Source organism: Streptomyces sp. NPDC043812, from assembly GCF_056436245.1.
Map to the genome: position 1 here is coordinate 16,179 of NZ_JBWKCY010000002.1, position 15,676 is coordinate 31,854.

At 70.7% G+C, this 15,676-nt stretch carries 15 protein-coding genes and 1 riboswitch; of the genes, 9 read left to right on the top strand and 6 right to left on the bottom strand.

Annotation, left to right across the window (positions count from 1 at the left end):
* The first annotated feature begins 174 nt into the window (after window positions 1-174).
* Together cdgB and AC067Z_RS02750 are read left to right on the top strand one after the other, a co-directional pair.
* A complete protein-coding gene (gene cdgB, locus AC067Z_RS02745; protein ID WP_478787614.1) occupies window positions 175-1,815 on the top strand; it encodes a diguanylate cyclase CdgB in 1,641 nt (546 codons plus the stop codon).
* An 87-nt stretch (window positions 1,816-1,902) separates the two neighbouring features.
* Complete coding sequence (locus AC067Z_RS02750) at window positions 1,903-2,871, top strand: CBM35 domain-containing protein (protein ID WP_478787615.1); 969 nt, start codon at window positions 1,903-1,905, stop codon at window positions 2,869-2,871.
* A 79-nt stretch (window positions 2,872-2,950) separates the two neighbouring features.
* On the opposite strand, the gene AC067Z_RS02755 is transcribed toward AC067Z_RS02750, so the two are convergent.
* The 3 genes from AC067Z_RS02755 to AC067Z_RS02765 form a co-directional block, all read right to left on the bottom strand.
* Window positions 2,951-3,877 carry a 1-phosphofructokinase family hexose kinase gene (locus tag AC067Z_RS02755; protein WP_478787616.1) on the bottom strand — a complete coding sequence of 309 codons (927 nt, stop codon included), beginning with the start codon at window positions 3,875-3,877 and terminating at the stop codon, window positions 2,951-2,953.
* Window positions 3,878-3,989: 112 nt separating this feature from the next.
* Window positions 3,990-5,144 carry an N-acetylglucosamine-6-phosphate deacetylase gene (nagA, locus tag AC067Z_RS02760; protein ID WP_478787617.1) on the bottom strand — a complete coding sequence of 385 codons (1,155 nt, stop codon included), beginning with the start codon at window positions 5,142-5,144 and terminating at the stop codon, window positions 3,990-3,992.
* The gene (locus AC067Z_RS02765; protein WP_478787618.1) at window positions 5,144-6,076 is read right to left on the bottom strand and encodes an ROK family protein; all 933 of its coding nucleotides are present in this window, start codon (window positions 6,074-6,076) and stop codon (window positions 5,144-5,146) included. The genes nagA and AC067Z_RS02765 overlap by 1 nt, the downstream gene beginning before the upstream one ends.
* Window positions 6,077-6,365: 289 nt before the next feature.
* Here AC067Z_RS02765 and AC067Z_RS02770 point away from each other — a divergent pair, with 289 nt between their 5' ends.
* From AC067Z_RS02770 to AC067Z_RS02785, 4 genes are all read left to right on the top strand, one after another.
* The gene (locus tag AC067Z_RS02770) at window positions 6,366-7,634 is read left to right on the top strand and encodes an extracellular solute-binding protein (RefSeq protein ID WP_478787619.1); all 1,269 of its coding nucleotides are present in this window, start codon (window positions 6,366-6,368) and stop codon (window positions 7,632-7,634) included.
* A 165-nt stretch (window positions 7,635-7,799) separates the two neighbouring features.
* On the top strand, window positions 7,800-8,036 hold the full coding sequence (locus tag AC067Z_RS02775) for a DUF3263 domain-containing protein (protein ID WP_478787620.1): 237 nt from the start codon (window positions 7,800-7,802) through the stop codon (window positions 8,034-8,036).
* Between the two features lie 9 nt (window positions 8,037-8,045).
* Window positions 8,046-8,894: a trehalose-phosphatase gene (otsB, locus tag AC067Z_RS02780; RefSeq protein WP_478787621.1), complete on the top strand. Its 849-nt coding sequence runs from the start codon at window positions 8,046-8,048 to the stop codon at window positions 8,892-8,894.
* A gap of 152 nt (window positions 8,895-9,046) precedes the next feature.
* A complete protein-coding gene (locus AC067Z_RS02785; protein ID WP_478787622.1) occupies window positions 9,047-10,267 on the top strand; it encodes an FG-GAP-like repeat-containing protein in 1,221 nt (406 codons plus the stop codon).
* 92 nt (window positions 10,268-10,359) lie between these two features.
* On the opposite strand, the gene AC067Z_RS02790 is transcribed toward AC067Z_RS02785, so the two are convergent.
* Genes AC067Z_RS02790 through AC067Z_RS02800 form a run of 3 tightly spaced genes read right to left on the bottom strand, consistent with a single transcriptional unit; the run spans window position 10,360 to window position 12,991 of the window.
* Window positions 10,360-11,745 (bottom strand): alpha,alpha-trehalose-phosphate synthase (UDP-forming), encoded by a 1,386-nt coding sequence (locus AC067Z_RS02790; RefSeq protein ID WP_478787623.1) that lies wholly within the window; start codon window positions 11,743-11,745, stop codon window positions 10,360-10,362.
* Between the two features lie 56 nt (window positions 11,746-11,801).
* Window positions 11,802-12,008, bottom strand: a complete 207-nt coding sequence (locus tag AC067Z_RS02795) for a hypothetical protein (protein ID WP_478787624.1) — start codon at window positions 12,006-12,008, stop codon at window positions 11,802-11,804.
* 38 nt (window positions 12,009-12,046) lie between these two features.
* Window positions 12,047-12,991, bottom strand: coding sequence for a glucosyl-3-phosphoglycerate synthase (locus AC067Z_RS02800; RefSeq protein WP_478787625.1), 945 nt, complete (start codon window positions 12,989-12,991; stop codon window positions 12,047-12,049).
* A 152-nt stretch (window positions 12,992-13,143) separates the two neighbouring features.
* A riboswitch (SAM riboswitch) is annotated at window positions 13,144-13,271 on the top strand.
* 17 nt (window positions 13,272-13,288) lie between these two features.
* On the opposite strand from AC067Z_RS02800, the gene thrC reads away from it, so the two are divergent.
* From thrC to AC067Z_RS02815, 3 genes are all read left to right on the top strand, one after another.
* Window positions 13,289-14,587: a threonine synthase gene (thrC, locus tag AC067Z_RS02805; RefSeq protein ID WP_478787626.1), complete on the top strand. Its 1,299-nt coding sequence runs from the start codon at window positions 13,289-13,291 to the stop codon at window positions 14,585-14,587.
* A gap of 29 nt (window positions 14,588-14,616) precedes the next feature.
* Window positions 14,617-14,895 (top strand): MoaD/ThiS family protein, encoded by a 279-nt coding sequence (locus AC067Z_RS02810; RefSeq protein WP_478787627.1) that lies wholly within the window; start codon window positions 14,617-14,619, stop codon window positions 14,893-14,895.
* Between the two features lie 409 nt (window positions 14,896-15,304).
* Window positions 15,305-15,508 carry a cold-shock protein gene (locus tag AC067Z_RS02815; RefSeq protein WP_005315736.1) on the top strand — a complete coding sequence of 68 codons (204 nt, stop codon included), beginning with the start codon at window positions 15,305-15,307 and terminating at the stop codon, window positions 15,506-15,508.
* Window positions 15,509-15,676: the final 168 nt, after the last annotated feature.

Sequence of the window (15,676 nt, forward strand, 5' to 3'; positions counted from 1 at the left end):
GGCCGACGCATCTGACCCTTCATCACCTAATGTGACTTGAGTCACAGAGGCCAGTATTTGTTGACCCTGTGTACCGGGCAAGCTGCTCGCTGTGATTCAGTGGCCGGGATACCGCAACAAGGACGCCAATCAGAACCCTGGAGTTTGCTGTCGAGGTCTCGGGGAGAGCGAGCGATGGAGACCGAGTCGGAGCCCTACGTCCGTCTTGCGACCCTGAGGCAGCTGCACCAGGTGGTCGCGGACCTCAACACGGCCCGCAGCCTGGCCGACACCCTGCAGACCGTCGCCGACGGCATCGTGGCGGGACTGGGATACGAGCTGGCATGCGTCAACCTCGTACGCCCCGACGGTGACCTCGTCGTCGCCGCGTTCGCCGGCAGCGCCGCCGCAGAGGCCCTGATCACCGGACGCGTCGGCTCCCGCGACTCCTGGGAGCGCCGGCTGTCCATGGGCGAGGGCTGGGGCGAGCTCCGTTTTATCCCGCACACCGAGGGCTGGGTCCTGATAGAGGACGACGTCCCCCAGTGGCACACCGACGGCCCCGAGCCCCGGTTCGAGGACGAGTGGCACCCGCAGGACCGCCTCTACGCACCGATGTACGCGTCGGGCGGCGGCCGCGAGCTGCTGGGTGTGATCTCCGTCGACCGGCCGCGCAACGGACGCAGGCCGGGCCCGTGGGGCCAGGAGGCCCTGCAGATGTATGCCTCCCAGGCCGCCATCGCCATCAGCAACGCCCGGCTGCGCGCCAACATGCAGCGCGCGCTCGTCCGCCTGGAGCGCGAGCAGCAGGCGCTGCGTGCCAGCGAGGAATCCTTCCGCCAGGCGTTCGAGTACGCACCCAGCGGCATGGCCATCGCCGAGATGGGCGGCGACCAGCACGGGCGTCTGCTGCGCACCAACGACGCGCTGTGCCGGCTGCTCGGCAGGCCCGCCTCCGCGATGCGGCGCTACTCCTTCGCCGACCTGGTCCACCCCGAGGACGTCGGCACGCTGCTGCGGACCTCCGCCGAGGGCGGCAGGGCCGAGATCAGACTCGGCCGCAGGGACGGCACGTACGTATGGGTGTCGCTGCGGAACTCGGTGGTCGCCGACACCGCCGACGGGCCGCGTTTCCTGCTCACCCATGTCGAGGACATAGAGGACCGCAAGCGCCACGAGCTCCAGCTCGCGCACCGCGCCTCGCACGACGCGCTCACCGGCCTGCCCAACAGCGCCGAGCTGAGGGCGCGCCTGAGCGCCCGCCTGTGCGAGCGTCCGCACGCGGCGTACCCGACCGACGTCGAGACGTTGGACGCGGCGTACGAGGGCGACAGCGGCTTCCGCGGTGACGGGTTCGACTTCGACGCGGTGGGCGGCCGCCGCCTGTACGACCACCATGTGCACACGGTCGCTCCGGACGACGAGATCGACGACGGCACGAAGGGGCTCGCGGTTCTCTTCTGCGACCTGGACGGCTTCAAATCGATCAACGACCGCTTCGGGCACCAGACCGGTGACGCGGTACTGGTCGAGGTCGCGCGCCGGCTCACCACCGGCGTGCGCGACGGGGACACGGTCGCCCGCCTCGGCGGCGACGAGTTCGTGGTCCTCGCCGACGGCCTCGGCGCGGCGGACGCCGCGGACCTGGCGGTACGGCTGCGGAACGCGATCATCCTGCCCATCAGGGTCGGCGGCCGCGGGGTCCGGGTCGGCGCGAGTTTCGGTATCGGCTGGGCGAGTTGCGGGATGTCCGTGGAAGAAGTGCTGCAGTCGGCCGATCAGCGCATGTACATCGAGAAGCGGTCGCGTTCCAAGGTGCACCGCCGGGCGGGATGAGGCGTACACCACCCAATGGGGTGAGTGGAACCGGGTAGGCTCGCCTCGCGTCAGCGTTGTGCTGACGAGAGGTGAGGAGTGACCGGTATGACGGCCGCGAACAACGGCGCGAGCACGCCCGAGGACGACGACCCGTTCGGCTACCTGTACGAGGACGGGCAGGCCGCGGGCGCGACCCCGCCCGGGCAGGGTCGCGGCTACGGCTACCCCGGTCCCGCAGCACAGCCCGGGGTCCCGCGGACCTCGTACAACCAGGTCCGCACGGTGGGCGAGCGCCGACAGTACGCCCAGCAGGTACCGCAGCAGCCGGGCTACGCCGCCCAGCAGCCGACGCCTGCGTACGCGGCCCCCGAGACGTACCCGGGCGGTGCCCAGACCCGCCAGTCCCCGCTGCCGCCCCAGCAGGGCCACGGTGGCCGTGGCCGCGGCGGTGGCCCCAACACCCGCGGCCTGCTCATCGGCGCGATCGCGGTCGTCGCGGTCGTGGTGATCGGTATCACGGCGGCGCTGATGACGAGCGGCGACGAGAACGACAAGGCCGGCGCGACGCCCGGCGACACGGGCCCGACGGCGGCGGACTCGGTGAAGCCGAGCGAGGACACCCCGAAGGACCCGCAGGAGCCGGAAGAGCTCCCCAAGCAGGACGCGGTGACGCTGACCCTGGGTGGCGGTGCGACCGGGGAGAAGGTCGTCCAGGGTGCGCAGGGCACCGGTGGCGCGTACGTGACCGGATTCAACGCGGTCGGCGCCTCGGTCACCTGGACCGCCGACCTGAAGGAGGCGGCCGAGTACCGGCTGTACGTGCGCTACGCGATCCCGGCGAAGGACGCGAACGCGACGCTGACGGTCAACGGCAAGGCGAACAGCAACCCGCTCGGCCTCAAGAACTTCATCAACTCCTCGGACCCCAACCTGGAGAAGAACTGGCAGACGACGTGGGCGCCGGTCAACCTGGTCAAGGGTGCGAACGAGATCAAGATCTCGTGCGAGGCCGGCAACCAGTGCGATGCCCTCCTCGACTGGGTCCAGGTCAGCAAGGGCCCGCTCGACGACTGAGCCGTGATGCTCCGGTTGCCGGAAGCGCGTTGTGCGGACCGTGGTTCGCACAGCGCGCTTCTGCGTGCCGGGACCGCTCCTACGCCGTCGCCGGGCGTTCCGTCACCCTGACCCGGCCCAGCAGTTCCCCGTACGCCACCGCGTCGAACTCGCCCGCCGACGGGGCCAGGACCGTCGCGGCCGACAGGGCCACCGCGCGGGCCAGCAGGTCCGGCCAGGGGAGGGACTCGACCAGGCCCGACAGCAGGGCCGCCACCGCCGAGTCGCCCGCGCCGGTGGGGTTGCCCTTCACGGCGGACGGCGGGGTGGCCTGCCAGGTGCCCTCGGGGGTTGCCGCGAGGAGGCCGTCGGGGCCGAGCGAGCCGACCACCGCGTGGGCGCCGCGGCGGCGGGCGTCGCGGGTGGCGCGCAGCGGTTCGCGGGAGCCGGTGAGCTGGGCGAGCTCGTCGGCGTTCGGCTTGATCAGGTCGGGACGGGCCGCGATGCCCCGGCGCAGCGGTTCACCGCTGGTGTCGAGGAGGACGGGGACGCCCGCGGTGCGGGCGCGCCGCACCAGTTCGGCGTAGGCGCCGACGTGGATGCCGGGCGGCAGGCTGCCGCACAGGGCCACCGCGTCGGCGTCGGCGAGCAGCGAGTCGTACGCGGCGAGGAACGCGGTCCACTCCTCGGGCGTGACCGTGGGGCCCGGCTCGTTCAGTTGGGTGGTGTCGCCGCTCGCGGCGTCGACGACCGCGAGGGTGCGGCGGGTGGTCCCCGCGATGGGGACGAGCGCGTCGTGCGGTGCGAGGGGCGCGAGCATGTCGCGCAGCACGGCTCCGGTGGGTCCCCCGGCGAACCCCGTGACGACACTCTCGTGGCCGAGCGCGGCGAGCACGCGGGCGACGTTGATGCCCTTGCCGCCGGGGCGCTCGCCGACCTCGCGGACGCGGTGGCTGGTGTGCGGCGTGAGGGCCGGCACCGTGTAGGTGATGTCCAGGGCGGTGTTGAGCGTGACCGTCAGGATCACCCGTAACCCCCGGAGAGTGCGTTTGCCGTCCTCGTACGGGTCCTGATCATGCCAAACGGAGGCGGCCGACCCAAGACCCCGGGTCGGCCGCCTGCCGCAACGTGCGGCGAATTCACCCCACTTGGGGTTCAATCACCCATGCTCCCTGGCGCATCACGCCCTTGAGCGCGAAGTCCGCGTCCAGGACCACCAGGTCGGCGTCCTTGCCGGGCTCCAGTGAGCCGACCCGGTCGTGGAGGCCGAGCAGCTTCGCCGGGTTGGCGGAGATCGCGGCGACCACGTCCTCGACGGGGAGGCGGTCGACCGTCACCGCCCGCCGGAACGCGGTGTCCAGCGTCAGCGTGGATCCGGCGATCGAACCGCCCTCCACGAGCCGCGCGACCCCGTCCTGGACGTCGACCTCGAGCGGGCCGAGCTGGTAGCGGCCGTCGCCGAAGCCGGCCGCGTCCATGGCGTCGGTGATGAACGCGACCCGGTCCGCGCCCGCGCCGCGGAAGGCCAGCTCCAGCGCGGCCGGGTGCAGGTGCGTGCCGTCGTTGATCAGCTCGACGGTGACCCGCTCGTCCTCCAGCAGCGCCGCGATGGGGCCGGGGGCGCGGTGGCCCAGTGCGGGCATGGCGTTGAACAGATGGGTCGCGACGGTGGCTCCCGCGTCGATTGCCTCCCGCGTCTGCTCGTACGTCGCGTCCGTGTGTCCGATCGCCGCGATCACGCCGTGCTCGGCGAGCAGCCGTACGGAGTCGATGCCGCCGGGCAGTTCGGTGGCGAGGGTGACCATCTTCGCCGTCCCGCGCGCGGCGTCGATCAGCTTGCGGACCTCGGCGGGATCCGGGTGGCGCAGCAGGCCCTCGCTGTGGGCGCCCTTGCGGCACGGCGAGATGAACGGCCCCTCGAAGTGGATGCCCGCGAGGTCGCCCTGCTCGACGAGTTCGGACAGGAAACCGGCCCGGTGTGCGAGGAAGTCCATCTCGCCGGTGACGGTGGAGGCCACCAGGGTGGTCGTCCCGTGCGCGCGGTGCGTCCGTACGCCCGTGAGCACCTCGTCGGCCGTGCCGGAGGTGAAGGAGGCGCCGCCGCCGCCGTGGTTGTGGATGTCGACGAAGCCGGGGACGAGCCAGTGCCCGGACAGGTCGAGCACGGGGACGTCGGCCCTCGCGGCGCCGGCGATCCTCGTGCCCTCGACGACGATCCGTCCGTTCTCGACGATCCCGGTCGGCAGCACCACGCGGGCTCCGGCGAGAACGGTGGCTGAGGCGCGAGCGGCCATCAGGCGGATACCTCCGTGGCGAGTAGATCCCAGGCGAGCAGCCCTGCGCCCAGGCATCCGGCGGTGTCCCCGAGGGCCGCCGGGACGATGGAGGGCAGCCGCTGGAACGTGACGCGCTCCTCTACGGCCGCCCGGAGCGGTGTGAACAAGGTTTCCCCGGCCTCGGCGAGACCGCCACCGATGATCAGGGTGCGGGGGTCCAGCAGGGTGAGCGCGGTCACGAGCCCGTCGGCGAGCGCGGCCACGGCCTCGTGCCACACGCGGGCGGCGTTCGGGTCGCCCGATTCGACGGCCTTGGCGCAGTCGGCGGCGTCCGTCTCCGGGTCGCCGGACGCGGCCGCCCAGGCGCGGGTGACGGCGGACGCGGAGGCGAGGGTCTCCAGGCAGCCGCGCTGGCCGCAGCCGCAGTCGGGGCCCTGGGGCCGTACGACGATGTGGCCGATCTCGCCGGCGCAGCCGTGCGCGCCGGCCTCGATGGTGCCGTCGATGCCGATGGCGCCCGCGATGCCGGTGCCCAGGGGGACGAACAGGAACCGGTCGGTGCCGCGGCCCGCTCCGATGCGGCCCTCGGCGAGTCCGCCGGTGCGGACGTCGTGGCCGAGCGCGACGGGTACGCCGCCGAGCCGTTCGCCGAGCAGGGCGCGCATCGGGACGTCCCGCCAGCCGAGGTTGGCGGCGTAGACGGCGATGCCGTTCGCCGCGTCCACGATGCCGGGTACGGCGACGCCCGCGGCCTCGGCGGGTCGGCCGAGGTGTGCCATGCCGTGTGTCCGGAGGTCGCCGGCGAAGTCGAGGATGGACCGGACGACGGCGTCGGGGCCGCGTTCGCGCCCGGTGGCGCGGCGGGCCTCGTACAGCAGCGTCCCGTCCGCCCCCACCAGGGCGGCTTTCATACCGGTGCCGCCCACATCGAGGGCGATGACGTGTCTCACGAGGACAGTCTCGCGCGTGGAACCGGAAAAGGTCTAGTCCACTGCCCGAGATTGTTGCCACGCCATACAAACGGGGGATGCCCGGGTCGGCGCGCCGGGGTGTGCGAGACCGGCGGGATCCGGGCGAGGCTCTGGAGGGGTGCGTCGTGTGCGGACGTTGCGAAAGTGAGACCCCCAATGGTGTAGACCTCATGACGGTCCGTGGAACAATCGTTGCTCATCTCGCAGGACGTCACGGGGGACCGACTGGGACAAATCGACAAGCGACAGCAAAGGGTGGGGGAGAGCTGTGAAGCGGCCCTTCATAGGTCTGACCGCGGCAGTCGCCGCACTCGGCATGACAGCAGCGCTGACCGGCTGCGGCAGCACGGGCTCCGGTGACGTCACCCTCAAGCTCGTCGCCGCCGACTACGACGTCGCGGGCGGCGAGAGCAGCAAGACCTACTGGGCCGATCTGGCGGCTGCCTTCGAGGCCGAGAACCCCGGCATCAAGGTCGAGGTCCAGATCGAGTCCTGGAACGACGTCGACCGCAAGGTCGCCGAGATGGTCGAGGCCGGCGACGCCCCCGACATCGCACAGATCGGCGCGTACGCCGACTACGCCGCCGAGGGCAAGCTCTACTCCGCGGACCAGCTGCTCTCGATCCCCGTGCAGTCCAACTTCCTCGGCCCCCTCACTGAGGCCGGCGAGCAGAAGCGCACCCAGTACGGGCTGCCGTTCGTCGCCTCGACCCGGCTGCTCTTCTACAACAAGAAGCTCTTCGCCGAGGCCGGCATCACCGAGGACCCCGAGACCTGGGCGGACCTCAAGGCGGACGCGCAGAAGCTGAAGGCGAACACGGACGTCAAGTACCCGTTCGCGCTGCCGCTCGGGCCCGAGGAGGCCCAGGCAGAGACGATGATGTGGATGCTCAGCGGCGGTGGGGGCTACACCGACGCGGCGGACAAGTACACGATCGACTCGCAGGCGAACATCGAGACCTTCGAGTGGCTCAAGGACAACCTTGTCGACGCGCAGCTGACCGGTCCGGTCGCGCCGGGCAAGCTCAACCGCAAGGACGCGTTCGCCGCCTTCACCCGCGGCGAGGTCGGCATGCTCAACGGCCACCCGTCCCTGATGCAGGCGGCCGAGAAGCAGGGCATCGAGGTCGGCAAGGTCGCGCTGCCGGGCCGGGACGGCGAGGCCAAGTCGTCGATGGGTGTCGCCGACTGGATCATGGGCTTCAAGGAGAACGGCCACCGTGCGGAGATCGGCAAGTTCTTCGACTTCGCCTTCGACGACAAGAACGTCCTGGAGTTCGCAGGCCAGAACGATCTGCTGCCGGTGACGATCTCGGCGTCCGAGACGATGGAGGACGACCCGGAGCACAAGGACCTCAAGGAGTTCCTCGAGGAACTGCCCGGCTCGGTCCTCCCTCCCGTGGGCAAGACGTCGTGGGCGGCGGTGAGCGACACCATCAAGAAGAACATCGGCAAGGCCGTCGCGCCGGGCGCGAGCCCGTCATCGACGCTGGGCAGCATCGACCGCGAGGCCGCCGCGGCCGAGGCGGCGGAGTAGTTCTCCCACCCGGAGCAGCTCTCCCGCAGGGCGGGCGCGTTCTCCGGGCGGCGGGCCGTGCGGGCGGCGGTCGATGCGGGCAGTGGGCCGTGCGGGCAGCCACCCTGCGGGCGCCGGGCCCGCAGGGTGGCCTGGATGTCGCACTCTGGCGATAGGTTGGATCGTATGACCGACGAGCACCCGCTGTCCGAGCGGGAGCGCGCCGTCCTGGGGATGGAGAGCCGGTCCTGGGCAGGGCCCGGGGCCAAGGAGAGGGCGATCAGGGAGCAGTTGGGGATGTCCCCGGTGCGCTACTACCAGCTCCTCAACGCCCTCCTCGACGACGCCCGCGCCCTCGCCCACGACCCCGTCACCGTCAACCGGCTTCGCCGTGTGAGGGACGCCAGAAGAAGTCGCCGATAGGGTCGGTGCATGGGCAGCTCCCCGTACGCACACACCATGCCGACGCCGTCCACCCCTGCCGGCCGTGAAGGTCTCGCGGCGCTTCTCGAGCGGCCCGGCAGAGCCGTCGTCGCCCTCGACTTCGACGGCACACTCGCCGAGATCGTCCCCGACCCCGAGCAGGCGCGCGCCCATCCGGGCGCCGTTCCCGCGCTGGCGGCGCTCGCCCCCAAGGTCGCCTCCGTCGCCGTGATCACCGGCCGGCCGGCGGGAGTCGCCGTGCGCTACGGGGGGTTCGCCGGGGTCGCCGGACTCGACCACCTCGTCGTGCTCGGGCACTACGGTGCGGAGCGCTGGGACGCGGTGAGCGCCACCGTGCACGCCCCGGACCCGCATCCCGGCGTCGCAGCCGCGCGTGCCGAACTGCCCGGATTCCTCGACAGGATCGGCGCCTGGCACGGCACCTGGATCGAGGAGAAGGGCCGGGCCGTCGCGGTCCACACCCGCAGGGCCGACGATCCGCAGGCCGCGTTCGACGCGCTGCGCGAACCGCTCGCGACGCTGGCCTCCCGCCACGGCCTGATCCTGGAGCCCGGCCGCATGGTCCTGGAACTGCGCCCACCGGGCATGGACAAGGGCGTGGCCCTCGCGGAGTACGTACGGGCGGTGGGCGCCGAGGCGGTGCTGTACGCCGGCGACGACCTCGGTGACCTGGCCGCCTACTCGGCGGTCGACAAGCTGCGGTCGGACGGCGTCCCGGGGCTGCTGGTGTGCAGCGGCAGCGAGGTACCGGAGCTCGTCGACCGCGCCGACCTGGTCCTGCCGGGTCCGGGCGCGGTGGCCGACCTGCTGGCCGCCCTGGCGGAGCGCGTCGCGTAGGGCTTTGTCGCGATCTGTCCGGCCGTTGCCGTGAGGACGGCCGGGCTGCCGAGCGCGAAGGCGAAACTCGTGATCGCGCCATGGCTTGATCACGGTATCTTCCTGCTGCGGCGCGTCGAGCGTCTCTCCGCGCCGCGTCAGGGAGGGAACACATGCGCACGACTCTGCTCCGGCGTGTGGCCGCACTGGCCACGACGCTGGGGCTCACCTCGCTCGGGCTTCTCGGTGCGGGCGCGGCGCCCGCGCAGGCCGCGATCCGCGACTGCCCGTCGGGTTACTTCTGTGCCTGGAAGTCCGACAACGGCACGGGCACGATGTTCAAGACGAACACGAACAAGGCGACGCTGGGGAGCTGGGACAACACGTTCCAGTCCGTCGTCAACCACACGTCCAAGTTCGCCTGTCTCCACGACAACGCGAACTACGACAGGGACGGCGGCGTCTCCATCTGGGGTCCCGACCCCGCGGGCACGGAATGGGGCTACTCCCACCGCACCGTCAGCTCGGTGAGCTTCGTCCCCACCGAGCGTGAGTGCTGGATGGCGGCCTACCCCGAGTGGTACGCGGGCACCGCGCCCCAGGCGTCGGGCTTCGGCGACCTGAACGCCGACAAGCAGGCCGACGTCCTCGTCCGGGACAAGGCGGGCCGGCTCTGGTTCCTGCGCGGCGACGGCTCCGGGAAGCTCGTCGGCACCGGTGGCTGGAACGCCATGAACGCCCTCGTCCGGCACGGCGACTACAGCGGTGACGGCCGGGAGGACGTGATCGCCCGCGAGGCGTCCACCGGGAAGCTGTGGCTGTACCCGGGCGCCGGCACCGGCAGCCTCGGTGCCCGCAAGCTCATCGGCAACGGCGGCTGGAACACGATGAGCAGGCTCGTCGCCCACGGAGACCTCTCCGGCGACGGACGCTCGGACCTGCTGGCCGTCGAGAAGGCCACGGGCAAGCTGTGGCTGTACCCCGGCACGAGCACCGGCACCCTCGGCGCGCGCAAGGTCATCGGTGCGAGCGGCTGGACCGGCATGAGCGCCATGGTGGGGGCCGGCGACATGAACGGCGACGGCAAGGCGGACCTGATCGCCCGCAAGGCCTCGACCGGCGAGCTGTTCCTGTACCCGGGCGCCAACGGTGCCCTCGGGTCCCGGGTGCTGATCGGCAAGGGCGGCTGGAACGTCATGGAGTCCCTACTCGGACTGGGGGACGTCACCGGCGACGGCAAGGCCGACCTCATCGCCGTCACCAAGAGCACCTTCGTGGGAGAGAGCTGCCGCGGGGTGGGCTGCCAGCTCGTCTACCCGGGCACCGGCACCGGCGGCCTGGCGTCGCGCGAGGAGAGCGCCGGTGACTGGTACAGCCTGAACGGCTTCTTCTGATCCACCGCGAGGGCGGGATCCGCTGAACCGCGACAGGGCCTCCGCCTCCGGGCGGGGGCCCTGTCGTCGCGTCCGGCGCCGGGTGGCTCGCCTCACTCCGCCCGCAGAGCCTCCAGCTGGTCCAGGAACCAGCGGCGCGGCGGGAGCGCCACCGCCCCCGCGGCCAGTCGCTTCGTGCGCTCCGCGCGCTCCTCCGCGGGCATCGTCAGCGCCGTTTGCAGTGCCGCCGCCGTCCCGCTGACGTCGTACGGGTTGACCGTGATCGCGTCCTCGCCCAGTTCCTCGTGCGCGCCTGCCTCCCGCGACAGCACCAGCACGCAGCCCGCGTCGGAGACGAGCGGGATCTCCTTCGCGACCAGGTTCATGCCGTCCCGGATGGGGTTGACCAGGGCCACGTCCGCCAGCCGGTACGCGGCCAGCGAGCGTGCGAAGTCGTCCTTGACGTGCACGATGACGGGCGTCCAGCCAGGGGTCCCGTACTGCTCGTTGATCTCGTCCGCGAGGCGCGAGACCTCTGCCGTGTAGTCCCGGTAGACGGCGAGGTCCTGCCGCGAGGGGTAGGCGAGCGCGATGTGCACGACCCGTTCGCGCCACTCGGTGCGGGTCTCCAGCAGCTCCCGGTAGGCCAGCAGCCCGCGGACGATGTTCTTCGACAGTTCGGTGCGGTCGACGCGGACGATCGTGCGGCGGCCCTCACCGATCTCCGCGCGCAGTTCCTCGATCCGCTCGGCCACATCGGGCCGGTGTGCCCGTTCGCGCAGGAAGTCGGCGTCGGCGCCGAGGCCGTGGACGCCGATCGCCGTCGTGCCGGTGCCGCCGACCACGTGGGCGCAGCAGGCGGCGAACGCGTCCGCCCACCGCCTGGTGAGAAACCCGAGCCGGTCCGCGCCGAGCATCCCCCGCAGCAGTTCCTCCGCGATGTCGTCGGGCAGCATGGCGAAGTATTCGGGCGGCGCCCACGGCGTGTGCGAGAAGTGCCCGATCCGCAGGTCGGGGCGGAGTTCCCGCAGCATGCCGGGCACCAGCGCCAGGTGGTAGTCCTGCACGAGCACTGCCGCGCCCTCGGCCGCCTCCTCCGCCAAGGCCTGCGCGAAGGCCCGGTTGTAGGTCCGGTAGGCGGCCCACTGCCGCCGGAACTCCTGGTCGAACACCGGCTCCAGCGGCGTCTGGTACAGCATGTGGTGGACGAACCACAGCACCGAGTTCGCGATGCCGTTGTATGCGTCCGCGTGGACGGCGGCGTCGATGTCGAGCATCCGGATGCCCGGTTCGCCGACCCCGCGCCGTACGGCTTCGCGGTCGCCTTCGCCCAGGGCGGCACACACCCACAGCGACTGTGCGTCGGAGCCGATCGCGGAGAGACCGGAGACGAGTCCGCCGCCGCCGCGGCGGGCGTCGAGCTCTCCGGTCCCGGTCAGTGTGTACGAGACCGGGCCGCGGTTGGACGCGACGAGGATCTGTGCAGCATCGGTGACCATGTGCCGAACCTAGCCCGTACCGCAATCCCTCAAACGTGAGTACGCCTGCTCGCAGGTCAGTGATCCCGGCGACGGCCGCGGGCCGCGACGACGGCGACCACACCGGCGGCGGTGAGGCTCAGCGCGATGCCGCCGAGCAGCCACAGCTGCTCGGCGGTGGAGCCGGTGCGGGCCAGTTCACCGGTGCCGTCGGCCGACTCGGTGGTCAGGGGCATCGCGCCGTTGATCGTGTGCATGGCGATCACGAGGTCCATAGGGTCCATAGATAGGAAATGTAGACAAAATGGACGGCAGTTCCGGCTTATGCCGCGCGACGCGCCGCGTACTCACCGATCTCGCGCATCGGGGGCCGCTCCTCGGTGTCCACCGTGTGGGTCCGCGGCACGAATCCGCCGTCGCCGCGCTCGAACTGCGTGATCGACGGCCGGACCAAGTGACCACGGGCCAGGCGCAGTTGGGCCGTACGGTAGATGGCTGCGGCCATTCGGCCCAGCGCCTGGCCGTCCTGGTGGCGGTGCTTGCGCGTCCCCACGTCGACCTGCGCCAGCGCGTCCAGACCCACCAGGTTCAGCGCGTCTATCAGCATGCCCAGTTCCACTCCGTAGCCGACGGGGAACGGCAGTTGCTCCAGCAGGCTGCGCCGGGCCGCGTACTCGCCACCCAGCGGCTGGACGAAACCGGCCAGTTGAGGCCAGTGCAGATTCAGCAGCGGCCGGGCCACCAGCTCCGTCACGCGGCCCCCCTGCCCGGGCTCGTTGCCGAGCGGCCTGTCGTGCATCGCCTTGACGAACTGCACGTCCGGCTCGGTCAGCAGCGGGCCCACGATCCCCGACACGAAGTCCGCCGAGAAGTCGCGCAGATCCGCGTCCACGAAGCACACGATGTCCCCGCTGGTCACCATCAGTGACCGCCACAACACCTCGCCCTTGCCCGGGACGGCCGGAATCCGGGGGAGGATCGCGTCCCGGTGCACCACCCGCGCGCCGGCAGCCGCAGCCAGCTCGGCCGTACGGTCGGTGGACCCCGAGTCGACCACCACCAGCTCGTCGACGAGCGGCACCGCCTCCATCAGCTCGCGCCGGATCACCGTGACGATGTCACCGACGGTCGCCTCCTCGTTCAGCGCCGGGAGCACGACGCTGACCGACAGACCACGCCCGGCCTTGGCCGTGAGCAGCTGGTTCAGGGTGCGGTCGGCGGCTGACCACGAGCGTCTTTCCAGCCACCGCTCCACCTCATCGAGCACGGGTGCGTCTCCTTGACATCGGGTCCACCGTCGGTCCTGTGATCCATCTCGCGGTTCGGACGACTATCTCAACCGTCCGCGCCTTCGGTTACAGTCTTGAACAACGCAGGTGACCGGCGCATGCCGGGGTTGCCTCGCCGACAATCGAATACCGCTCATCCAGAGGGGCAGAGGGAACGGCCCGTTGAAGCCCCGGCAACCCTCCCGCCGACCGCGAGGTCACGGTGGGGAAGGTGCCAATTCCGTCTCGTGGCGAGATGCGTCACGAGGAAGATGAGGAGAAAGGGCCTCGCCACCATGGCTGCGCAGACTGTCGCAAGCACCACCACCCCCGCCACCGCGTCCGTCGATCTCGGACCCGCCGCCGCACTCTCGTGCCGCGAGTGCGGACAGCGCTTCGACCTCGGCCCCATCTTCGCGTGCGCCGAGTGTTTCGGGCCGCTCGAAGTCGCGTACGACCTGCCGAGCGGCGATCCTCAGAAGCTGCGGGAGCAGATCGAGGCCGGCCCGAACAACATCTGGCGCTACGCCCCCCTGCTGCCCGTCCCCGCCGACGTGGCCGACAAGCCGAACATCAACCCCGGCTTCACCAAGCTCGTCAAGGCCGACAACCTCGCCCGTGAACTGGGCGTCACCGGCGGCCTGTTCATCAAGGACGACTCCGGCAACCCGACGCACTCCTTCAAGGACCGCGTCGTCGCCATCGCCGTCGAAGCCGCCCGCGCCTTCGGGTTCACCACCCTGTCCTGCTCCTCCACCGGCAACCTCGCCGGTGCGGTCGGCGCCGCCGCAGCGCGGGCCGGCTTCCGCTCCTGCGTGTTCATCCCGCACGACCTGGAGCAGGGCAAGGTCGTCATGGCCGCGGTCTACGGCGGCGAACTGGTCGGCATCGAGGGCAACTACGACGACGTCAACCGCTTCTGCTCCGAGCTCATCGGCGACCCGCTGGGCGAGGGCTGGGGCTTCGTCAACGTCAACCTCCGCCCGTACTACGGGGAGGGCTCCAAGACCCTCGCGTACGAGATCTGCGAGCAGCTCGGCTGGCGGCTGCCCGACCAGATCGTGATTCCGATCGCCTCCGGCTCGCAGCTCACCAAGATCGACAAGGGTCTGCAGGAGCTGATCAAGCTCGGTCTCGTCGAGGACAAGCCGTACAAGATCTTCGGCGCCCAGGCCGAGGGCTGCTCGCCGGTGTCCACCGCCTTCAAGGCCGGTCACGACGTCGTGCGCCCCCAGAAGCCGAACACCATCGCCAAGTCGCTCGCCATCGGCAACCCGGCCGACGGCCCGTACGTGCTGGACATCGCGCGCCGCACGGGCGGTGCGGTCGAGGACGTCAACGACGAGCAGGTCGTCGACGCGATCAAGCTGCTGGCCCGCACCGAGGGCATCTTCGCCGAGACGGCGGGTGGCGTGACCGTGGGTGTGACCAGGAAGCTGATCGAGGCGGGCGTGCTCGACCCGGCGCTCACGACCGTCGTGCTGAACACCGGCGACGGCCTCAAGACGCTGGACGCGGTCGCCCCGACCACCGGTCCGACCGCGACGATCCGCCCGAGCCTGGACGCGTTCCGCGACGCCGGCCTGGCCCACTGACCACCCGAGACCGAAGAAAGGCTGCACCCATGAGCGTCAACGTCCGCATCCCCACCATTCTCCGCACGTACACGGGCGGCAAGGCCGAGGTCCCGGCCGACGGCGCGACCCTCGCCGAGGTCATCGCCAACCTGGAGAAGAACCACACGGGCATCGCGGCTCGCGTCCTGGACGACCAGGGCAAGCTGCGCCGCTTCGTCAACGTGTACGTGAACGACGACGACGTCCGCTTCGAGCAGGGCCTCGAGACGGTGACGCCGGACGGTGCGGGCGTCTCGATCATTCCGGCCGTGGCAGGCGGTTGCTGAATTCCCCGTCGCATTACCCAGAGTTACTGAAATTGCCCCCTCCGCGAGAGAAGCGGAGGGGGCAATTCTGTAGGGTTGAGCGCGGTAGAGTCTGGGAAGCCCCCTCCGCCGACCGCTCCGGAATGTGCCTCCGTGCCGTAAGAATGCGGTCAAAGTGTGCGATCGAAATGCCTCGGAAGTTCCACTTTGCCGGGCCCGACTTGCCCAGGAATTCCATGAATTCGCATGAATCGGTCGTTCGGTCCTGCCCAGATTTCTCGTCCGATTGACCTGTTGCAGAGGGCAGTTGGGCAGATACATTCAGCCGCGGTCGACGCGTTCCGGCGCACACCCCTCCTGCTGGGGTGAGGTCTGACCCGGGTCCGCGAAGTGCGGTCCTGTGCAAGGGCCAGTAATAGGGGAGTTAGGCATGGCTCAGGGCACCGTCAAGTGGTTCAACGCGGAGAAGGGGTACGGCTTCATCGCGGTCGACGGTGGTGCGGATGTTTTCGTCCACTACAGCGCGATCCAGATGGACGGGTACCGCACCCTTGAAGAAGGTCAGCGAGTCGAATTCGAGATCTCGCAGGGCCAGAAGGGTCCGCAGGCGGACATGGTCAAGCTCGCCGTCTGATCCAGGCGCGATCGGCCACCGACGCACTCACGCCGAGGGGCCCGCATCCCGGTCACCGGGATGCGGGCCCCTCGTGCGTGCGGGGGCGCGTGGCATCTCCGAAGCCGCTTGCACTCGGGGGGGTCGAGTGCTAATCATTGCGTTAGCACTCTCCCAGTGAGAGTGACA